Genomic DNA, 20,513 nt, shown 5'->3' on the forward strand with positions numbered 1-20,513 from the left:
CTCGACAGGGGGTTCCCGCATGCCTGGGGCCGGCACGTTACGTGAAGACTTCGGGGCGTCCGTGGTGGTCGCCCTGGTCGCGCTACCGCTCTGCGTCGGAGTGGCCGTCGCCTCCGGGGTGCCGGCCGAACTCGGGATCCTCACCGGGGTGGTGGGCGGGCTGGTCACCGGCTGGTTCCGGGGCAGTTCCCTCCAGGTGAGCGGCCCGGCCGCCGGGCTCACCGTGCTCGTCTACGAGGCCGTGCGCACGTACGGGCTGCCCGCGCTCGGTGCACTCGTCCTAGCCGCCGGCCTGGTGCAGCTGGGCATGGGCGTGCTGCGGCTCGGGCGGTGGTTCCGGGCGATCTCCGTGGCCGTCGTGCACGGGATGCTGGCCGGTATCGGGCTCGTGCTGATCGCCGGTCAGCTGTACGCCGTGGCCGGTGCGCAGGCCCCGGCCCGGACCCTGGAGAAGCTGGCCGGGGCGCTGGAGCTGGGCGGGCGCGCCGACTGGACGGCCGTGGCGCTCGGGGCCGGGACGGTCGCTGTCCTGGTGGCCTGGCGGCGGATGCCCGACCGGCTGCGGCTCGTGCCGGGTGCGCTCGTCGGGGTCGCGGCCGCGACCGCCGCGGCCGTGCTGTTGCGGCTGCCGGTGGAACGGGTCCGGGTCACCGGCGTCCTGTCGGCCGTGACCCCGCCCGGCTGGGACGACTTCGGGGTGCTCGCCTCCGTGGGGGCCGTCGGGACCGTGGTGGCGCTCGCTCTGATCGCCTCCGCCGAGACGCTGTTCAGTGCGGCGGCCGTGGACCGCATGCACGACGGCGACCGGACCGATTACGACCGCGAACTGGTCGCCCAAGGTGTCGGGAACACCCTCTGCGGGCTGCTCGGGGCCCTGCCGATGACCGCCGTCATCGTCCGCAGCGCCGCCAACGTCGAGGCCGGCGCCCGCACTCGGGCCTCCCGGATCCTGCACGGCGGCTGGCTGCTGCTGTTCGCCGTGGCCGTCCCCGGCCTCCTGGAGTCCGTCCCGCTCGCCGCGCTGGCCGGGGTGCTGCTGCACGCGGGCTGGAAGCTGCTCCCGGTGCGGGCGGTGGCCGCCCTGTGGAGGTCGCACCGGGGCGAGGCGGTCGTCCTGGTGGCGACGGCGGCGGCGATCGTGACCACGAACCTCTTCGAGGGGGTGCTCGCCGGGCTGGGGCTCGCCGTCGCCAAGGCGGCCTGGGAGACCTCCCACGTGCACCTCGAGGCGGTGTGGGAGGGCGACGAACTGCGCGTGCGGATCCTGGGGAACGCCAGCTTCCTGCGGCTGCCCAAACTGCTCGACGAGCTGGAAGCGCTCCCCCGCGGCGGTGTCGTCCGCCTCGACCTGAGCGGGCTGCGCCACCTCGACCACGCCTGCCTGACCGCGCTGGACGGCTGGGAGCGGAGCCGCACGCCGGTCCCCGGCCGGGAGGGCGTCACCTAGTCGCGTCATCCGGCCCGGATACCCTCCGCCCGTGAACGCCTTGAACAACGAGATGAAGCGCACCCTGGGCGTCTTCGACGCGGTCATCGTCGGGCTCGGCGCGATGATCGGCGCCGGGATCTTCGCCGCGCTGGCCCCGGCGGCACGCGCGGCCGGCGGGGCGCTCCTCGCCGCGCTCGCGCTCGCGGCCCTGGTGGCGTACTGCAACGCGCACTCCTCGGCGCGGCTGGCCGCCCGCTACCCCGCCTCGGGCGGCACCTACGTGTACGGGCGCGAACGGCTCGGTCCCTTCTGGGGATACCTGGCCGGCTGGGGCTTCGTCGTCGGCAAGACGGCCTCCTGCGCGGCGATGGCCCTCACGGTCGGGGCCTACGCGTGGCCCGGGCAGCAGCACGCGGTGGCCGTGGCGGCGGTGGTGGCACTGACCGCCGCGAGCTACGGGGGCGTGCAGAAGTCCGCCCGGATCGCCCGGGTGATCGTGGCGGTGGTCCTGGCCGTCCTGGCCGGGGTCGTCGTGGCGTGCCTGTCCTCCGACGCGGCCGACGCCGGCCGTCTCGGCGGCTCGGACTGGGCCGCCGCCGGGCTGCTCCAGGGCGCCGGGCTGCTGTTCTTCGCGTTCGCGGGCTATGCCCGGATCACCACCCTGGGCGAGGAGGTGCGCGACCCGGAGCGCACGATCCCGCGGGCGGTTCCCCTCGCCCTGGGGATCGCCCTGTTCGTCTACGCCGCGGTCTCGGTGGCGGCGCTGTCGGTGCTCGGAGCCGACGGTCTGGGGCGGTCGGCGGCCCCGCTGGCCGACGCCGTGCGCGCGGCCGGGTGGCCCGGACTGACTCCCGTCGTCCGGGTGGGCGCCGCCCTGGCGGCGCTGGGCTCGCTGCTGGCGCTCGTACTCGGGGTGTCGCGGACCACCCTGGCGATGGCGCGGGACGGCCATCTGCCGCGCGCGCTGGCCGCCGTACATCCGCGGCATCAGGTGCCGCACCACGCCGAGCTGGCGGTGGGCGCGGTGGTGGCCGTGCTCGCGGCCACCACCGATCTGCGGGGTGCGATCGGCTTTTCCTCCTTCGGCGTGCTCGCCTATTACGCGATCGCGAACGCCTCCGCGTGGACTCTCGATTCAGGTGTCAAGGACCGGGCCGTGGCAGCGGTGGGGCTGTCCGGCTGCGTGGTGCTGGCCTGCGCGCTGCCCGCCGCCTCGACGGTCGCGGGGGCATCCGTGCTGGCTCTGGGCGCGCTGGCCTACGGTGTGCGGCGGCGGCTCACACCCGGGCTCTGAAGCCCGCCCAGGGGGTCAGCTCCAGGTCCCAGTCCTCCCCCGCGCCCGATTCCTCGCTGAACCAGGCGCTGCCGTCGAGCCAGCCGCGCAGCCAGTCGGCGAGCGTGGGCGATTCGAGGAACCAGGCGAGGTCGGGCTCGCCCGAGTTCGGTTCGAACAGCAGGACTTGGGCGGTTTCCGAGCGGCAGTCCACGCAGGCGCGCAGGGCGCAGCCGAAGTCGGCTATGGGCAGGACGCCCTCGGGCCAGCGCCAGGCCGAGGCACGCATCGCGGCGTATTCGGCGACGGCGCGCTCCAGCGGCAGCAGCCCGTACTCGGGGCCGAAGCCGCCGTCCGCCACGCGGGTGTGGAGGGCCGCCAGGAGGGGCGGCAGGGCGAAGCCCAGGGCGGCCTCGGCCCGGCGCAGTTCCGCGGCGGACAGGGGCGCCGGAAGGGGCGCGGCGGGGGTGCCGGTGGCCGCGTACCGCCCCTGGTGGGAGCCGTGTGCGCGGCCGGCGACTTGCTTCAGCAACTGCTCGGTGTCATCCATGCACACAGAGTGACACCCCCCACTGACAATCACCCTGACCTGCGATTTCAGCCGCCGCGAGGGGGGCGGCGTCAGTCCGCTCGGCGCTCCGTGTTCCGCGCCGGGGCGTGCGAGTCGTACCCGACGAAGAAGGTGGGCCGGCGCTGCACCGCCGTGTAGATGCGGCCGATGTACTCGCCGAGCAGGCCGACGCAGATCAGCTGCACGCCGCCGAGGAACAGCATCACGATGAACAGCGAGGTCCAGCCGGGGACGGTCATGCCCTTCAGGTAGATCACCAGGGTGGCGCCCACCATCAGCAGGCAGCCGAAGAAGCTGGCCACGCCCAGCCAGGTCGCCAGGCGCAGCGGGGCGGCGGAGAAGTTGATGACGCTGTCGACGCCGAGCCGGAGCATCTTGCTCAGCGGGTACTTGGTCTCCCCCGCGACCCGCTCCTCGCGCTGGTAGGTGACCTGGCCGCTGGGGAAGCCGAGCCACGGGACGAGCAGGCGGTACACCTGGTGCTGGTCGGGCATGGCCTTGACCGCGTCGACCGCCGCGCGGCTCAGCAGCCGGAAGTCGCCCGCCTGCGCGGGCACCTGCTTGCCGACCAGGCGGCGCACCAGCCAGTAGTACGCGCCGGCCGTGTGCCGCTTGAACCCGGTGTCCGTGCTCCGGTCGGCCCGGACCCCGTAGACGATGTCGAGGCCGTCCGCGCGGGCCAGGTCGAGCATCTCCGGGATCTTCTCCGGCGGGTCCTGGAGGTCCGCGTCGATGCTGGCCACGTACGCGCCCGAGGCGCTGTGCAGGCCCGCGGTGAGGGCGGCCTGGTGGCCGGAGTTCCCGCGCAGCCGCACGATCCGCAGCTCGGGCCACTTGGTCTGGAACTCGGTGAGCAGCTCCGCGGTGCGGTCCTTGCTGCCGTCGTCGACGGCGACGACCTCGTAGCGGACGGCCATGGCGTCGAGTGCCGGGCGCAGTCTGCCGACCAGGGCCGGCAGCGCGTCCTCCTCGTTGTACATCGGCACGACCACCGAGAGGGTGGTGGAGGGCTCGGAGTGCTCGGAGAACTCGGAAGGCTCAGAGGGCTCAGAGGGCTCAGAGGGCTCAGTCGACATCGGTTCTTCCCTGCCCGTTGTGCGTGCCGCTCGTCCGCGTCACTCGTCCGCAACCCGGAACTTTAATACGAGTGGATGAACCGGATCCGGGCTCGGCGCGGCTCAGCGCGAGGCGAACGGAGCGTCCGTGGGGACGATCTCACGGCCCAGCGGGAGCAGGGAGAGCGGGACCATCTTGAAGTTGGCGATGCCGAACGGGATGCCGATGATCGTGATGCACAGCGCGATGCCGGTGACGATGTGGCCGAGGGCCAGCCACCAGCCGGCCAGGATCAGCCACAGCACGTTCCCGACGCAGGACGCGGCGCCCGCGTCACGCCGCTCGACGGCCGTGTACCCGAAGGGCCACAGGGCGTACACGGCGATGCGGAACGAGGCTATGCCGAAGGGGATTCCGATGATGGTGATGCAGAGGATCACACCCGCCAAGCAGTAGCCCAGGAAGAGCCAGACTCCGCTGAGGACGAGCCAAATGAGGTTCAGGATGGTCTTCACTGACTGCGGCCTGCCATCTGTTCGAGCCGGGCGATGCGCTCGGCCATCGGAGGGTGCGTGGAAAACATTTTGGACAATCCTTCGCCGGGACGGAAGGGATTGGCGATCATCATGTGGCTCGCGGTCTCCAGTCGCGGCTCGGCCGGCAGCGGGAGCTGCTTGGTGCCGGCGTCCAGCTTGCGCAGGGCACTGGCCAGGGCGAGGGGGTCCCCGGTGAGCTGGGCCCCGGAGGCGTCGGCCTCGTACTCGCGCGAGCGGCTGATGGCCAGCTGGATCACGGAGGCCGCCAGCGGGCCCAGGATCATGATCAGCAGCATGCCGAAGAGGCCCGGTCCCTCGTCGTCGTTGGAGCGGCCGATGGGGATCAGCCAGGCGAAGTTGACCAGGAACATGATCACGGAGGCGAGGGCGCCCGCGACGGACGAGATGAGGATGTCGCGGTTGTAGACGTGGCTGAGCTCGTGGCCGATGACCCCGCGCAGCTCGCGCTCGTCGAGTATGCGCAGGATGCCCTCGGTGCAGCAGACCGCGGCGTTGCGCGGGTTGCGGCCGGTGGCGAAGGCGTTGGGGGCCTCGGTCGGGGAGATGTAGAGCCGGGGCATGGGCTGGCGCGCGGACGTGGAGAGCTCGCGCACCATGCGGTAGAGCTCGGGTGCCTCGAACTCGCTGACGGGGCGGGCCCGCATCGCGCGCAGGGCCAGCTTGTCGCTGTTCCAGTACGCGTACGCGTTGGTGCCGAGGGCCACGAAGACGGCGACGATCAGGCCGCCCCGGCCGAAGAAGCTTCCGATGAGGATGATGAGGGCCGACAGACCACCGAGGAGTACGGCGGTCTTCAGCCCGTTGTGCCGGCGGTGCACGGTGCGCCCTCCAAGTGGTGCGGCAGGGGGACCCGTCCAGGATCTGGGGATCGGAGGGCCTACGGTCCAGTGGACCCTCCCTTCCTGGTCAACGCGAGGTGAGGGCGGCAGGTTCCCCGGGCGCACCCGTCCCCGCCGCCCCGGTGGACCGGGGGCGGGGCTGTGGTGGGGCCGCGGCGGGCGCCACGGGGATTAGGCCGTACGGGTTACGGGCGCGGGTCCGGGGCCGCTCCGGCCGGGCTCCGGCACGGTTCCGGCCTGGCTCCGGCAGCGCCCCCGCGCGGCCCTACAGCGGGAAGAGGCTGCCGGTGGCGAAGCGCAGGACGAGCTGCGGGGCACCCGAGAGGACCAGCGCGGTGGCGGCGGTGAGCACGATGGCCGCCGTGACCGGCCAGGGAGTCCCCGTACGGGGCTTCGCGCCCCCCTGTGCGCCCTCCTTTGCGCCTTCCTGCACGCCCTCCTGCTCCGTGTACCCGTCGGGTGTGCGGAAGAGCAGGGCGGTCCAGCGCAGGTAGTAGTACAGGGCGACGACGACGTTGACGGCCATGACCACGGCGAGCCAGCCCAGTCCCGCGTCGACCGCCGAGCGGAAGACGGTGACCTTCGCGAAGAGCCCGATGATGCCCGGCGGCAGACCGGCCAGGCAGAGCAGGAAGAAGGCCATCGCGAGGGCGGCGAGCGGGCTCTCGGCGTACAGGCCCCGGTAGTCGGCGAGCCGGTGCAGGGGCTTCGTACGGGCCACCAGGGCGGCCACGGAGAAGGCGCCGAGGTTCACGGCGGCGTACATGAGGGCGTAGGCGACGGTGGAGCCGATCTGGTCGCGGCCGGCGTAGGCGGCGGCCGCGATCGGGACCAGCAGGTAGCCGGCCTGGCCCACGGAGGACCAGGCGAGCAGCCGTACGGCGCCGCCCGGCCGGTCGGCGGACTGGCGCAGGGCCGCCGCGTTGCCGAGGGTCATGGTGAGCGCGGCGAGGACGGCGAGGGCCGGGCCCCAGACGTCGGAGTACGCGGGGAAGGCGATCACGGTGACGAGGATGAGGCCGGTGAAGCCGACGGCCTTGCCGATGACCGACAGGTATCCGGCGACGGGCAGCGGGGCGCCGACGTAGGTGTCCGGCACCCAGAAGTGGAAGGGGACGGCGGCCGTCTTGAAGGCGAAGCCGACCAGGGTGAGCGCGACGCCGGCCATGGCGAGGGTGTCGAGCTGTCCGGGGACGCTCCCGAGCCGGTCGGCGACCTGGGTGAGGTGCAGGGAGCCGGTGGCGGCGTAGACGAAGCTGACGCCCATCAGGGACACGGCGGTGGCGGTGACCGAGGACAGGAAGAACTTGAGGGCGGCCTCGGAGGAGAGCCGGTCGCCGCGGCGCATGCCGACGAGGGCGAAGGCGGGCAGCGAGGCGACTTCGAGGGCGACGATCAGGGTGGCGAGGTCGCGGGAGGCGGGCAGCAGGGCCGCGCCGGCGGCGGAGGAGAGCAGCAGGAACCAGTACTCGCCGGCCGGCATGCGCGCCTCGCGGACGGCGGTGACCGACAGCAGGGCGGTGACCAGGGCGCCGCCCAGGACGAGGAACTGCACGACGAGCGCGAAGTGGTCGGCGGCGTAGCTGCACGCGGCGGGGTCCGCCGTGCCGGGTCCGGTGAGGCAGAAGGTGCTGCGGTCGCCGGCGCGCAGCGGCAGCAGGGTGGCGGTCGCGGCGGCCAGTCCGGCGACGGAGATCCAGCCGAGCAGCGGCTTGCGGTGCTCCGGTACGAAGAGGTCGAGGACCAGGACGAGGAGGCCGACGGCGGCGGTGATGACGACCGGCGCGATGGCGAGCCAGTCGACGGACTGGACCAGGCTGGGGGCGTCGGCGTCGGCCGCGGCGATGACGAGCGGCTGGACGAACGGCTGGCCGAACGAGTGGCCGAGGGGCTGAAGGACCGTCATGAGTTCCCTCCCGCGAGGAGCTTCTGGACGGCCGGGTCGGTGAGGCCGAGGAGGACCGCGGGCCACAGGCCGGCGAGGAGGGTGAGGGCGACGAGCGGGGTCCAGGCGGCGTACTCGTAGCGCTGGATGTCCGCGAGGACCACCGGGGCGGCGGCCTCTTCGCGCGCGGCCTTCGGGTCGCCCATGCACACCCGCCGTACGACGATCAGAAGATAGGCGGCGGTGAGCAGGGTGCCGAACGCGCCGACGGCCATGTACGTGAGGAACGCCGGCCTCGACAGGCCCTCGGCGGGGTCGAACGCGCCGAAGAGGGCCAGCATCTCGCCCCAGAAACCGGCCAGGCCGGGGAGGCCGAGCGAGGCGATGGCGGCGAAGGCGAGGAGGGCTCCGAAGCGGGGGGCGCGGCCGTAGAGGGCCGCTCCGGTGGCTCCGGCGAGGGTGTCGAGATCGGCCGTGTTGTAACGGTCTTTGAGCGCGCCGACAAGAAAGAAGAGAAGGCCGGTGATCAGACCGTGCGCGACGTTGGCGAACAGCGCGCCGTTCACGCCGGTGGGGGTCATGGACGCGATGCCGAGGAGGACGAAGCCCATGTGGCCGACGGAGGAGTACGCGATGAGGCGCTTGAGGTCGCCCTTGTTGCCCTTGCGGGCGAGGGCGAGGCAGGCCAGGGACCCGTAGACGATGCCGACCGCGGCGAAGGCGCCCAGGTACGGGGCGAAGGTGGCCATGCCGTCGGGGGTGGCGGGCAGCAGGATCCGGACGAACCCGTAGGTGCCCATCTTCAGCAGGACGCCCGCGAGGAGGACGGAACCGACGGTGGGGGCGGCCGTGTGGGCGTCCGGCAGCCAGCTGTGCAGCGGCCACATCGGGGTCTTCACGGCGAGGCCGATCCCGATGGCGAGAACGGCCAGGACCTGGGTGGTGTGGGACAGTTCGCGGCCGTTGTCGGAGGCGAGTGCCACCATGTCGAAGGTGCCGCTGTTCAGGCCGATCAGTAGCAGGCCGAGCAGCATGACCACGGAGCCGAGGAGGGTGTACAGGATGAACTTCCAGGCGGCTGCCTGCCGCTGAGCACCGCCCCAGCGGGCGATGAGGAAGTACATCGGGATGAGGACCATCTCGAAGGCGAGGAAGAACAGCATCAGGTCGAGGACGGCGAAGGTGGCGAGGGTGCCGGACTCCAGGACCAGGAGCAGGGCGACGAAGGCCTTCGCGGAGGGGCCCGCGGGGAGCTTGAAGTAGCTGTAGAGCGCGCAGAGGAAGAACAGCAGCGCGGTCATCAGGAGGAGGGGGAGCGAGATGCCGTCGATGCCGAGGTGGATCCGGACGTTCAGGGCCTGGATCCAACTGATGTCCGTCGTCGCCTGGAAGCGGGACGGGGCGTCGTGGTCGAAGCCCACGGCGAGGACGATCGCCGCGGCGAGGATGGCGCCGGTCACGGTCACGCCGTGGCGCAGCACGGCCTGTTCGGGGCTCTTGCCCTTCAGTCCGGGCGGGGCCGGCAGGAGGGCGGCGACGGCGCCGACGAGCGGGCCGGCCACGACGAACGCCAGAAGGAACTGCATCACGGACGGGCTGATATCAATCACGGCTGACTCACGGCTCACGATCCGGCGTTGACGTTGGCGAGGACGGCGGTGGCGATCGCCAGGACCACGGCGCCGGCGAGCAGGGCACTCAGGTAGCTCTGCACGTTGCCGGTCTGGGTGCGGCGTACGAGGCCGCCGAGCAGCCGGGGGCCGAGGCCCGCGCCACGGACGTACGAGTCCACGACCTCGCGGTCGAGGAAGCGTACGAGGGCTGCGGCGGCTCGGACGGGGCGGACGAACAGGCGGTCGTAGACGGCGTCGAGGTGGAAGCCGACGGCGGCGTGCCGGTGCAGCGGGCCGAGGAGCGCGCGGCCGGGGTCGGCGGCGGGGGCCGTGGACACGACCGGGTGGTCGTGGGTGACCTCGGCGACTTCGGGGCTCTCGGCGGCGGACTCGGCGGCGACGACGGCCGCGGACACCGCGGTGGTGGCGGGCACCGCGGCAGTGGCACCGGCGGTGGCGGGCGATCCGGCGGCGGCTCCGGACGGGGCTGCCGGGGCCAGGGCCCGGGCGGCCTGGGCCTGGGCGCGCTGCCACAGGGCGTAGGTGAGCACCGCGCCGACGGCGGCGGCGCCCGTGCCGAGGACCGAGGTCGTCAGCGACGGGGTGAGCTCGCGGCCGTCGAAGAAGTCGGAGAGGGGCCCGGCCAGCAGGCCGAAGCCCACGGACGGGACGGCCAGCAGCCACAGCACGCCGGTCATGGCGAGGGGCTCCTTGCCGTGGTCGGGGGCGGCCGCGCCCCGGCCGCGGAAGGCCATCAGCCACAGCCGGGTGGCGTAGGCGGCGGTGAGCAGGGCGGTCAGCACGCCGGCGACGAGGACCACCCAGCCGGCCGCGCTCGGGGCGAGCTCCGAGTGGCCGCCGGCGGTGTGCTCGGCGGCGACGAGGACGGCTTCCTTGGAGAAGAAGCCGGCGAAGGGCGGGAAGGCGGCGAGCGCGAGCAGCGCGATCGTCATCGTCCAGAAGGCGTCGGGGATGCGCTTGGCCAGGCCGTCCATGCGGGACATGGCGGCGAGGGAGTTCGTCCCCGCGGCGTGGATGATCACGCCGGCGCCGAGGAACAGGAGCGCCTTGAAGGCGCCGTGGGACAGGAGGTGGAAGACGGCGGCCGCGCGGTCGCCGACGGCCAGGGCCCCGGTCATGTAGCCGAGCTGGCCGATCGTGGAGTAGGCGAGCACCCGCTTGATGTCGTCCTGGGCCAGGGCGGCGAGGGCGGATCCGACCATCGTGACGGCCGCCATGACGGCCAGGACCACCAGTGCGGCCCGGGACGCCGCGAAGACGGGGAGCAGGCGGGCGACGAAGTAGACGCCGGCGGCGACCATCGTGGCCGCGTGGATCAGTGCGGAGACCGGGGTGGGGCCCGCCATGGCGTCCGGAAGCCAGGTGTGCAGCGGGAACTGCGCGGACTTGCCCGCGACTCCGGCCAGCAGGAGGAGCGCGATGAGCGTCGGGTGGTCGAGCCCGCCTGCGGCGACGGTGCCCAGGATCTTGGTGATCCGGAAGGACCCGGCGTCGGTGGCGAGCGCGAACAGGCCGATGAGGAAGGGGACGTCGCCCAGCTTGGTGACGAGGAAGGCCTTCAGGGAGGCGGAGCGGGCCGCCTCGGTCTCCCAGTAGTGGCCGACCAGGAAGTACGAGCAGATGCCCATGATCTCCCAGCCGACCAGCAGCACCATCAGGTCGCCGGAGTAGACGACGAGCAGCATGGCGGAGGTGAACAGTGAGACCAGCGCGGCGTAGGAGGGGTAGCGCGGGTCCTCGCGCAGGTACGCCGTCGAGTAGATCTGCACGCAGGTGGCGACGAGGCCGACGAGGACGGCCACCATGACGGCGAAGCCGTCGAGGTGGAGCGAGAGCTCGATGGGCACCGAGCCGGTCGGGGTCAGCTCGGTCGCCGTGTCGATCGCCTTGCCGCCGCCCTGGCGGAAGGCGACCAGGACCGCGAGGACGGCGGCCGCCAGCGTCGGCAGGACGGCGAGCGGCTTGACGAAGCCGGGGGCGGTGCGGCCGAGCAGCAGTCCCGCCAGCGCGCCCAGGAAGGGCAGCAGGGGGACCAGTACGGCGAGGGTCGGGGTGCTCACGCGGCGGCTCCGGTCGCAGGGTTCGCGCTGTCCGGGTTCGCACCGGCCGGGTTCCAGCCGTCCGGCTCGTGGCCCTCGGTGGTGTCGCGCAGTCGGTCCACGTCCGCGGTGCCCCGGTTGCGGTAGACCATCAGCACGATCGCGAGGCCGATGCCGATCTCGGCGGCGGCGATGGCGATGGTGAAGAGGGTGAGGGCCTGGCCGGCGTGCAGGCTGTCGCGCAGCCAGACGTCGAAGGCCACCAGGTTGAGGTTGACGGCGTTGAGCATCAGCTCGACGGACATCAGGACCAGGATGGCGTTGCGGCGGGCGAGCACTCCGTACAGGCCCGTGCAGAAGAGGAGCGCCGCCAGCACGGCGGGGTAGGCGAGGTGCATCAGCGCTGCCCCTTCTTGTCGGTGCCGGGCGCGGTGTCGGGGGTGTCCTTGCGGGACAGCACGATGGCGCCGATCAGGGCCGCGAGGAGGAGGACGGAGAGCGCCTCGAACGGCAGCACCCAGTGCCGGAAGAGGATCTCTCCGGAGACCTTGGTGGAGCCCTGGGCGGGGCCGTCGAGGTCGATCCAGGTGGTGCGGAAGGCGTCGACGACCACCCAGACGAGCGCGGCGGCCGCGACGAGCGCGACGCCGAGCGCGACCGGGCGGTTGCCCGAGTCGGCGTCCGGCGAGCGGCCGATGGGGGCCTTGGTGAGCATCAGCCCGAAGAGGAGGAGGACGACCACGGAACCGAGGTAGATCAGTACCTGGACCCAGGCGATGAACTCGGCGGTCAGCAGGAGGTACTCGACGGCGATCCCGCCGAGGGCGACGACCAGCCACAGGGCGGCGTGCACGAGCTGCTTGGTGGTGACCGTGACGGCGGCCGCGCCGAGGGTGGCGAGGCCGACGAGGACGAAGGCGATCTCGACGCCGGTCGGGGAGAGGAAGCCGTTGCCTTGGGCGGCTGCGGTGATCACGCGTCTCCTTCCGGGGCCGGGTCCGGGTCCGGGGCCTGGCCCTGGGCCGTGGTGTCGGGGTTCGCCTCGGCCGCTGCTGCGGCGGCGGCCGCCGCGGCTGCGGTCTCCGCCTTCTCCACGGCCTTGCGGGCTGCCGCGATTTCCTTGGGCTCCTCGGCGGCCGGGTCCAGGGCGGGCGGGGCCGGGACGGTCCACATCCACTCGCGCAGCTTGTCGCGCTCGTGGGTCAGCTCGTGGATGTCGGTCTCGGCGTACTCGAACTCCGGCGACCAGAACAGTGCGTCGAAGGGGCACACCTCGATGCAGATGCCGCAGTACATGCAGAGGGAGAAGTCGATGGCGAAGCGGTCGAGGACGTTGCGGCTGCGCTCACGGCCACCGGGGACGGCGGCCGGCACCGTCTCCTTGTGGGAGTCGATGTAGATGCACCAGTCGGGGCACTCGCGCGCGCACAGCATGCAGACCGTGCAGTTCTCCTCGAACAGGCCGATGACCCCGCGCGAGCGCGGCGGGAGTTCGGGCTGTACCTCGGGGTACTGGGCGGTGTGCGAGCGCTTCGTCATCGTGCGCAGCGTGACGGCCAGGCCCTTGGCGAGGCCGGAGCCGGGGATGGGAGGCATTTACTGGATCGCCACCTTCACGATGCCGGTGAGCGCGATCTGGGCGAGCGCGAGCGGGATGAGTACGGTCCAGGCGAGCTTCTGCAGCTGGTCCTCGCGCAGCCGGGGGTAGCTCACGCGGAGCCAGATCACCACGAAGGAGAGCGCGGCGATCTTGAGCAGGGTCCAGGCCCAGCCGAAGTCGTCGCCGCCGAAGGGGCCGTGCCAGCCACCCAGGAAGAGGACGGTGGTCAGGGCGCACAGGACGACGATGCCGGCGTACTCGGCGAGCAGGAACAGCGCGAAGCGCAGGCCGGTGTACTCGGTGTACGCGCCGAAGATGATCTCGGAGTCGGCGACGGGCATGTCGAAGGGGGGCCGCTGGAGTTCGGCGAGGCCGGCGGTGAAGAAGACGAGCCCTCCGACGATCTGCCAGGGCAGCCACCACCACTCGAAGGCGCCGACGATGCCGGGGAGCGACACCGTGCCGGCGGCCATGGCGACCGAGGCCGCCGCGAGCAGCATGGGGAGCTCGTAGGCGAGCAGCTGGGCGGCGGTGCGGAGGCCTCCGAGGAGGGAGAACTTGTTCGCGGAGGCCCAGCCGGCCATGAGGGAGCCGAGCACTCCGATGCCCATGACGGCGAGCGCGAAGAAGAGCCCCGCGTCGATGACCTGGCCGACGGCGCCCTCGCCGGGGCCGATCGGGATGGCGAGGAGGACCAGGAGGTACGGGAGGAGCGCGACGGCGGGGGCGATCTGGAAGACACGGCGGTCGGCGTTGGCCGGGACGATGTCTTCCTTCTGCGCGAACTTGACTCCGTCGGCGACGAGCTGGGCCCAGCCGTGGAAGCCGCCGGCGTACATGGGGCCGAGGCGGCCCTGCATGTGGGCCATCACCTTGTGCTCGGCCTGCCCGACGACGAGCGGGAGCACGAGGAAGACGGCGAAGACGACGATCAGCCGCAGGGCGACGTCGAGGACGTCGTTCACGCGGCGCCTCCGGTGGGGTCGTTGGGGGTGGGGTCCGTCTCGGAGGGGTCCGGCTTGGGGGCGGACTCGGACCCGGACTCCTGCTCGGACTCGGGCTCGGCGGAGCCCGCCGGGTCGTCGACCGGAGCGGCCTGGTCCGCCGGAGCGGGCGGGGTCGTCGCCGGAGCGGCCGGTTCAGCCGGTTCAGCCGGTTCGGTCGTGGCCGGAGCGGCCGGTTCAGCCGTGGCCGGAGCCGCCGCAGGGGCCGGGGTCGCCGGAGTAGCCGGTTCGGCCGGAGGGGTGTCGAAGGCGGGCTTCGGGTTGTGCCAGGGGGCGTCCGCGCTGCCTCGTACCGGGCGCGTGGGGGCCTGGCGTTCCGCCGCGGGCGCGCCCTCGGCTTCGGCCGGAGTCGCGGCGGCCTGGCTCGCGGAGCCGTCCGCGACCGAGCGCGTACGGCGCACCGGGCGGACCGGGGCCTCCGAGGCTTCAGCCGGAGCCGGAGCCGGGGCCTCCGCCGGGGCCGGGGTGGCCGCAGGGGCCGGGATGGCTGCCGCCTGGCTTGCGGAGCCGTCCGTCACCGAGCGCGAGCGGCGGACCGGGCGGGCCGGGTCGGCTTCGGCCGGAGTGGCTGCCTCCGGAGTGGCCAAGGGTTCCGCCTGGCTTGCGGAGCCGTCCGTCACCGAGCGGGTGCGGCGGACCGGGCGGGGCGGGGCTGCTTCGGTTTCGGTTGCCGGGGCTTGCGCGCCGGGCTCGGTGGCTTCGCCGGCTGCCGCGCGGGGCGTGCGCGTGGGGCGGTCGCCGGGGGTTGCGGCCGCCGCGCGCGGGGTGCGGGCCGGGCGGTCGCCCGGGGCTGCGGCCGCAGCGCGCGGGGTGCGGGCGGGGCGGGTGGGGGCCGGGGGGAGCTGGCCCTTCATCGGGCCCCAGTCGTTGGGGTCCGGTACGCCCGGCGGGAGCATCTGGCGGCGCTTCGGGGCGTCCGGGTCGTGTGCCTCGCCCGGCTCCTTCGCGCCGGGCCAGGCCTTGGCGACGCGCGCCGCGAGGACGAAGTCCTTGCGCAGCGGGTGGCCCTCGAAGTTCTCGGGGAGGAGCAGCGGGACGAGGTTCGGGTGGTCCGTGAAGACGACCCCGAACATCTCGAAGGTCTCGCGCTCGTGCCATTCGGCGCCGGCGTAGACGGCGACGGCCGAGGGCAGGGAGGGCGCCGAGTGCGGGACGGTGGTCCGCAGCAGGAGGCGGCGTACGCGGTGGTTCTCCAGGGAGACGACGTGCGCGCAGATGCGGAAGCCCGTGCCCGGCTCGTCGACCGCGCTCAGCCAGTCGAAGTAGGTGCAGCCCAGCTTGTCGCGGGCGATCTCCAGTGCGGGGATCCAGCTCGCGGTGGGGACGTCGACCGTGAGGACGGAGTACGCGAAGGAGCCGACGGCTTCCTCGCCGAAGACCGTTCCCGCCGCGTCGGGGAGGGAGTCGTAGAGGTTCACGCGTCCGTCCCGGGAGCAGGAGGAGGGGACACCAGGCCGCTCGTGAGCTGCGCCGGGGACGGCGCGGGCGTGTTCGCGTAGCGCTCCGCCAGCGATTCGCGGGCGATCTTCTCCTGGAGCTTGAGGATGCCCTGGAGGAGGGCCTCGGGGCGGGGCGGGCAGCCGGGGACGTAGACGTCGACCGGGATGATCTGGTCGACGCCCTTGGTCACCGAGTACGAGTCCCAGTACGGGCCGCCGCAGTTGGAGCAGGCGCCGAAGGAGATGACGTACTTGGGCTCGGGCATCTGCTCGTACAGCCGCTTGACGGCCGGGGCCATCTTGTCCGTCACCGTGCCGGAGACGATCATGAGGTCCGCCTGGCGCGGGCCGGGCGCGAAGGGGATGACGCCGAGCCGGATGAAGTCGTGGCGGGCCATCGAGGCCGCGATGAACTCGATCGCGCAGCAGGCGAGGCCGAAGTTGAAGACCCACAGGCTGTAGCGGCGGCCCCAGTTGAGGACCACCTTCATGGGCTCGGGCGCGAGGCGGGACAGGACGCCCAGCCGCTTCGGCTCCGGGAGCAGCTGCGGCTCCGACGGCACGGCCGGGGTACCGGCCGGGGTCACAGCCATTCGAGGACGCCCTTCTTGTACGCATAGAGCAGGCCGACGGCCAGGAAGCCGAGGAAGATGAACATCTCCACCAGCGTCGTGGCGCCGTAACCGGCGGCGGCGAACACCGTCGCCCAGGGGAACAGGAAGATCGAGTCGACGGCGAAGACGACGTAGAGGAAGGCGTAGACGTAGTAGCGGACCTGGGTGTGCGCCCAGCCCTCGCCCACCGGATCCACGCCGCACTCGTAGGTCAGCAGCTTCTCGCGGGTCGGGACGGACGGGCTCAGCAGGCGGTTGGCGCCGAACGCCACCGCCACGAAGAGCACGCCGAGCGCGGCCAGGAGACCGACGACCGAATACGTTCGGAAGTAGTCCGCGGCGAGCACGGATACGGTCGATACCGTTGGTTCGGGCACGTCCGTTCCTCGTTCCTCGGCCACTGTCGACGATCAGGTTGATCTGGTACGGACGGGAGTCTAGGGCCTGGGCTCCACGGGGTGGGGTTATCCCCCGTTTACCTCGGCCCGGCTACCCCATGGCATCGGGCCCGAGCGCTTGACAGGGTGGGCGCATGACCGCGAGCAAGCACACCCCCGACGACGGCGTTCCTCCTCCCGTCCGCGCACCCTTCGATGCCGTGACGTGGAAGGAAATCGCTTACCTGTTGAGCAATTTGCCCGCCGCCCTCATCGGGTTCGTCTTCACGGTGGTGATGGTCGCGACCGCGGGCGGTCTGTCGGTGACCGCGATCGGTCTGCCGCTGTTCGCATGTGGTCTCTTCGTGTCTCGCCAATTGGGACGGCTGGAACGTGCGCGGGCGCGCGACCTCTTGGGCGTACGGGTCGACGAGCCGACGCCGATGCCGGGGCCGGGCCGGTCGGGCGGGTTCTTCCCCTGGCTGTGGGCGAGCCTCAAGGACCCGGTGGCGTGGCGGACCGTGCTGTTCGAGCTGATCCGGCTGCCGTGGGCGGTGGCCACCTTCACCGTGGCGCTGACCGGGCTGTTCGTGCTGTGGCCGGTGCTGCCGTGGGTGGTCCGCGGGCTCTCGAACGTGGACCGGGCGATGGTACGGGGCCTGCTGTCGCCCTCCGACGAGCTGGAGCGGCGCATCGCCGAGCTGGAATCCGATCGCGGTGTCGTGGTCGACACGGCGGCGGCGGACCTGCGGCGCATCGAACGGGACCTGCACGACGGGGCGCAGGCCCGGCTGGTGGCGCTGGCGATGGGGCTGGGCCTGGCGAAGGAGAAGCTGCTGGAGGACCCCGAGGGGGCGGCGGCGATGGTCGACGAGGCGCACGGAGAGGTGAAGATCGCCCTTCAGGAGCTGCGGGACCTGGCCCGTGGGATCCACCCGGCGGTGCTGACCGACCGGGGGCTGGACGCGGCGCTGTCCTCGGTGGCCTCCCGGTGCCTGGTTCCCGTGAAGGTGGCGGTGGACCTGCCGGCGCGGCCGGCGGAGGCGATCGAGGGGATCGCGTACTTCGTGGTCTCGGAGCTGCTGCAGAACGTGAGCAAGCACGCCGGGCCGGGGGCGCGGTGCGCGGAGGTCGAGGTGTGGCGCACGGGTGGCTCCGCCGACGGGCGGCTGCTGATCCGGGTGTCGGACGACGGACGGGGCGGGGCGAACGCCCTGGCCGGGTCGGGGCTGGCGGGGCTGGGCGAGCGGCTCGACGCGGTCGACGGCGTGCTGGTGGTGGAGTCCCCCGAGGGGGAGGGGACCGTGGTCACGGCGGAGCTGCCGTGGCGGGAGCGGGCCTCGCGGTAACGCGGGGCCGCCTTCGGTGGCGGCGGGTGTGGTGGGTGCGTGGTGCTGCGCGCCGTGGGTGGGTGCGGCGCCGCTCCCGGGGACCAGCCCCCGGACCCCCGCGCCTCAAACGCCGGCGGGGCTGGATTTTGGCCGGCGCAGCTGGATTCGCCTGGCTGGGTTGGAGGTGCCCGGCGGGGCCGGATTTGCCCGGTCGGGCCGGATTTACCCGGCACAGCTGGATTTCGGCCGGCGTCAGCCGGATGTGCGGGGCTGGATCGCCGTCAAGGCGATCCGGCCCCGTTGGCGTTCGGGGCGCGGGTCCGGGCGGAGCCCGGGGGGCGGGCGGAGCCCGGGGGGCGGGCGGAGGGCGGGGGGGCGGGCGGAGGGCGGGTAGGGGGCTCCGCCTCCGCGCAGCGTCCGACGGGTGCCGGGTACGGAGCCCGGGGTGGGGTTAACCCCCCGGGGGAGAGGCCGACCTGCCGGATGGTTGGGGGGTGGGGGTGCGCGGGAGGGTGGGGGGACACAGTGGAGGAAGGGCGGGGCGGCGACATGGGTAGCGGCGGCAGCGGTATCGGCAGTGTGGTGCGGGCTCCCTTCGAGGGGCGGACCTGGCGGGAGTTCGGGTACCTGATGCTCGGGCTGCCGCTCAGCACCCTGTACTTCTCGCTCGCCATCACCGGCGTCAGCCTCGGCGCGGGGCTGCTCGTCACCTTCCTCGGAGTCCCGGTGCTGGCCGGGGTGCTGGCCATGTGCCGCGGGTTCGGGCGCGTCGAGCGGGCCCGGGTGCGCGGCATGCTCCGCCACGACATCGCGGAGCCGGCGCCGATCCGCGCGAAGAAGGGCGGGGCGATCGCCCGGATGGGGGCACTGCTCAAGAGCGGGAGCGCCTGGCGGCACGTGCTGTACTCGGTCGTCCACTTCCCGTGGGCGGTGTTCGCCTTCTGCGTGGCCCTGACGTTCTGGGCCTACGGGTGGGCCATGCTGCTCTACCCGCTCTGGTTCTGGGTGTTCCCGGCCTTCACCGATCAGCCGGGGCTGCAGGTCTTCCAGAACGACGACTACTCCTTCTATCTGGACTCCCCGCTCGCGATCGCCGCGACCTGCGCGACCGGGCTCGCCCTCACCCTCGCCACCCCGTGGGTGGTCCGCGCCCTGACCACCGTCGACCGGGTCCTCGTCTGCGGGCTGCTCGGGCCCTCGCGGCTCGACGAGCGGGTCAGCGAACTGGAGTCCGACCGGGGTGTCGTGGTCGACACCGCCGCGGCGGACCTGCGGCGCATCGAGCGCGATCTGCACGACGGGGCGCAGGCCCGGCTGGTGGCGCTGGCCATGGACCTGGGCCTGGCGAAGGAGAAGCTGACGGAGGACCCGCGGGCCGCCGCCCGGATGGTGGACGAGGCGCACGGGGAAGTGAAGATCGCCCTTCAGGAGCTGCGGGACCTGGCCCGGGGGATCCACCCGGCGGTGCTGACCGACCGGGGGCTGGACGCGGCCCTGTCCTCGGTGGCCTCCCGGTGCGCGGTGCCGGTACGGGTGGCGGTGGATCTTCCCTCGCGGCCGGCGGCGGCGATCGAGGGGATCGCGTACTTCACGGTGTCGGAGCTGCTGCAGAACGTGAGCAAGCACGCGGAGGCCCGTACGGCCGGGGTCGACGTGTGGAAGTCCGGCGAGCGGCTGCTGATCCAGGTCGCCGACGACGGCGTGGGCGGGGCCGGCGCCCTGGCCGGTTCGGGTCTGGCGGGGCTGGCCGAGCGGCTCGACGCGGTGGACGGACTGCTGGTCGTGGACTCCCCCGCCGGGGGCGGTACGACCGTCACCGCGGAGCTCCCCTGGCGGGCCGTCTGAGGGACCGCTTCCCCTCCCCCGCCCCCTCCGCGAAGTCGATGTCAGCCACCGCACGGATACCCCGCACGGGTGTCCGTGCGGTGGCTGCCGTACGTCGCCCCTCGCCCTCGGCCATGCCTTACCGGGTGGCGTTCGGCCCGCCGGGTGCGGGGCCCAAAGCCCTGACTTTCGGGGGTGGGTGGCCCGGAGGGGCGTCCGGGGCCGAAAACAGCCGTTCCAGGGGTGCGCGTTGATCGCGCTCAGGCTTTATCCGGGCTCAAGGCTGGGATGCTTGGCTGAGTCAGGGAACACGGGGCTTGAGCAAACGCGGGAGCAGCGGAGTCGTGGAAGACAGGGTGCGGGTGGTCATCGCCGAGGATTCAGTGCTGCTGCGTGAGGGCCTGACCCGGTTGCTGACCGACCGGGGGCATGACGTCGTCGCAGGCGTCGGGGACGCGGAAGCCCTGATCAAGACGGTGGCGGAGCTGGCGGCCGAGAACGCGCTGCCGGACGTGGTGGTGGCCGATGTGCGGATGCCGCCGACGCACACCGACGAGGGCGTACGGGCGGCCGTACGGCTGCGGCGCGATCACCCCGGCATAGGTGTGCTCGTGCTGTCCCAGTACGTGGAGGAGCAGTACGCCACCGAGCTGCTGGCCGGCTCCAGTACCGGGGTGGGGTACCTGCTGAAGGACCGGGTGGCCGATGTGCGCGAGTTCCTCGACGCCGTCGTCCGCGTGGCGCGGGGCGGTACCGCCCTGGACCCGGAGGTCGTGGCGCAGCTGCTCGGCCGCAGCCGCAAGCAGGACGTGCTGGCGGGGCTGACCCCGCGCGAGCGCGAGGTGCTCGGGCTGATGGCCGAGGGGCGGACCAATTCCGCGGTGGCCAAGCAGCTGGTGGTGAGCGACGGCGCGGTGGAGAAGCACGTCAGCAACATCTTCATGAAGCTGGGCCTCTCCCCCAGTGACGGGGATCACCGGCGCGTGCTGGCCGTTCTCACCTACCTAAGATCTTGATCAACTGACACTCTGTCAGGTAAGG

Annotated in this window: 19 protein-coding genes; 5 read left to right on the plus strand and 14 right to left on the minus strand. The window is 72.8% G+C overall.

Annotated elements, in window-relative coordinates:
• Nucleotides 1-19: 19 nt before the first annotated feature.
• Entirely contained in the window at nucleotides 20-1,447 is a 1,428-nt protein-coding gene (locus AC3IX6_RS14700; protein ID WP_489370528.1) for a SulP family inorganic anion transporter, read from the plus strand.
• A 52-nt stretch (nucleotides 1,448-1,499) separates the two neighbouring features.
• A complete protein-coding gene (locus tag AC3IX6_RS14705) occupies nucleotides 1,500-2,723 on the plus strand; it encodes an APC family permease (RefSeq protein WP_489371450.1) in 1,224 nt (407 codons plus the stop codon).
• Here AC3IX6_RS14705 and AC3IX6_RS14710 read toward each other — a convergent pair.
• The 14 genes from AC3IX6_RS14710 to AC3IX6_RS14775 all read right to left on the minus strand — a co-directional run bounded on the left by AC3IX6_RS14710 (nucleotide 2,707) and on the right by AC3IX6_RS14775 (nucleotide 16,317).
• A complete protein-coding gene (locus AC3IX6_RS14710; RefSeq protein WP_489370529.1) occupies nucleotides 2,707-3,252 on the minus strand; it encodes an SMI1/KNR4 family protein in 546 nt (181 codons plus the stop codon). The genes AC3IX6_RS14705 and AC3IX6_RS14710 overlap by 17 nt on opposite strands.
• Nucleotides 3,253-3,323: 71 nt before the next feature.
• Nucleotides 3,324-4,349: a glycosyltransferase family 2 protein gene (locus tag AC3IX6_RS14715; RefSeq protein ID WP_489370530.1), complete on the minus strand. Its 1,026-nt coding sequence runs from the start codon at nucleotides 4,347-4,349 to the stop codon at nucleotides 3,324-3,326.
• A 102-nt stretch (nucleotides 4,350-4,451) separates the two neighbouring features.
• The gene (locus tag AC3IX6_RS14720; RefSeq protein ID WP_489370531.1) at nucleotides 4,452-4,844 is read right to left on the minus strand and encodes a YccF domain-containing protein; all 393 of its coding nucleotides are present in this window, start codon (nucleotides 4,842-4,844) and stop codon (nucleotides 4,452-4,454) included.
• Entirely contained in the window at nucleotides 4,841-5,704 is an 864-nt protein-coding gene (htpX, locus tag AC3IX6_RS14725; protein ID WP_422462505.1) for a zinc metalloprotease HtpX, read from the minus strand. The genes AC3IX6_RS14720 and htpX overlap by 4 nt, the downstream gene beginning before the upstream one ends.
• A gap of 286 nt (nucleotides 5,705-5,990) precedes the next feature.
• Entirely contained in the window at nucleotides 5,991-7,631 is a 1,641-nt protein-coding gene (locus AC3IX6_RS14730; protein ID WP_489370532.1) for an NADH-quinone oxidoreductase subunit N, read from the minus strand.
• Nucleotides 7,628-9,196, minus strand: coding sequence for a complex I subunit 4 family protein (locus AC3IX6_RS14735; protein ID WP_489371451.1), 1,569 nt, complete (start codon nucleotides 9,194-9,196; stop codon nucleotides 7,628-7,630). Before AC3IX6_RS14735 ends, AC3IX6_RS14730 begins: the two co-directional genes overlap by 4 nt.
• A gap of 38 nt (nucleotides 9,197-9,234) precedes the next feature.
• Complete coding sequence (locus tag AC3IX6_RS14740) at nucleotides 9,235-11,304, minus strand: NADH-quinone oxidoreductase subunit 5 family protein (RefSeq protein ID WP_489370533.1); 2,070 nt, start codon at nucleotides 11,302-11,304, stop codon at nucleotides 9,235-9,237.
• Nucleotides 11,301-11,681 carry an NADH-quinone oxidoreductase subunit NuoK gene (gene nuoK / locus AC3IX6_RS14745; protein ID WP_489370534.1) on the minus strand — a complete coding sequence of 127 codons (381 nt, stop codon included), beginning with the start codon at nucleotides 11,679-11,681 and terminating at the stop codon, nucleotides 11,301-11,303. Before nuoK ends, AC3IX6_RS14740 begins: the two co-directional genes overlap by 4 nt.
• On the minus strand, nucleotides 11,681-12,259 hold the full coding sequence (locus AC3IX6_RS14750; protein WP_489370535.1) for an NADH-quinone oxidoreductase subunit J family protein: 579 nt from the start codon (nucleotides 12,257-12,259) through the stop codon (nucleotides 11,681-11,683). Before AC3IX6_RS14750 ends, nuoK begins: the two co-directional genes overlap by 1 nt.
• Nucleotides 12,256-12,879 (minus strand): NuoI/complex I 23 kDa subunit family protein, encoded by a 624-nt coding sequence (locus AC3IX6_RS14755; protein WP_489370536.1) that lies wholly within the window; start codon nucleotides 12,877-12,879, stop codon nucleotides 12,256-12,258. The genes AC3IX6_RS14750 and AC3IX6_RS14755 overlap by 4 nt, the downstream gene beginning before the upstream one ends.
• Entirely contained in the window at nucleotides 12,880-13,848 is a 969-nt protein-coding gene (locus tag AC3IX6_RS14760) for a complex I subunit 1/NuoH family protein (RefSeq protein WP_489370537.1), read from the minus strand.
• The gene (locus AC3IX6_RS14765; protein ID WP_489370538.1) at nucleotides 13,845-15,305 is read right to left on the minus strand and encodes an NADH-quinone oxidoreductase subunit C; all 1,461 of its coding nucleotides are present in this window, start codon (nucleotides 15,303-15,305) and stop codon (nucleotides 13,845-13,847) included. Before AC3IX6_RS14765 ends, AC3IX6_RS14760 begins: the two co-directional genes overlap by 4 nt.
• Nucleotides 15,302-15,919 carry an NADH-quinone oxidoreductase subunit B gene (locus tag AC3IX6_RS14770; protein WP_385380590.1) on the minus strand — a complete coding sequence of 206 codons (618 nt, stop codon included), beginning with the start codon at nucleotides 15,917-15,919 and terminating at the stop codon, nucleotides 15,302-15,304. Before AC3IX6_RS14770 ends, AC3IX6_RS14765 begins: the two co-directional genes overlap by 4 nt.
• Nucleotides 15,910-16,317, minus strand: coding sequence for an NADH-quinone oxidoreductase subunit A (locus AC3IX6_RS14775; protein WP_489370539.1), 408 nt, complete (start codon nucleotides 16,315-16,317; stop codon nucleotides 15,910-15,912). The genes AC3IX6_RS14770 and AC3IX6_RS14775 overlap by 10 nt, the downstream gene beginning before the upstream one ends.
• Nucleotides 16,318-16,472: 155 nt before the next feature.
• On the opposite strand from AC3IX6_RS14775, the gene AC3IX6_RS14780 reads away from it, so the two are divergent.
• The 3 genes from AC3IX6_RS14780 to AC3IX6_RS14790 all read left to right on the plus strand — a co-directional run bounded on the left by AC3IX6_RS14780 (nucleotide 16,473) and on the right by AC3IX6_RS14790 (nucleotide 20,488).
• Complete coding sequence (locus AC3IX6_RS14780) at nucleotides 16,473-17,666, plus strand: sensor histidine kinase (protein WP_489370540.1); 1,194 nt, start codon at nucleotides 16,473-16,475, stop codon at nucleotides 17,664-17,666.
• A 531-nt stretch (nucleotides 17,667-18,197) separates the two neighbouring features.
• Nucleotides 18,198-19,493 (plus strand): sensor histidine kinase, encoded by a 1,296-nt coding sequence (locus tag AC3IX6_RS14785; protein ID WP_489370541.1) that lies wholly within the window; start codon nucleotides 18,198-18,200, stop codon nucleotides 19,491-19,493.
• Nucleotides 19,494-19,828: 335 nt separating this feature from the next.
• Nucleotides 19,829-20,488 (plus strand): response regulator transcription factor, encoded by a 660-nt coding sequence (locus tag AC3IX6_RS14790; protein ID WP_308313410.1) that lies wholly within the window; start codon nucleotides 19,829-19,831, stop codon nucleotides 20,486-20,488.
• Nucleotides 20,489-20,513 lie beyond the last annotated feature (25 nt).

This window comes from Streptomyces sp. GL_141 (assembly GCF_057834385.1).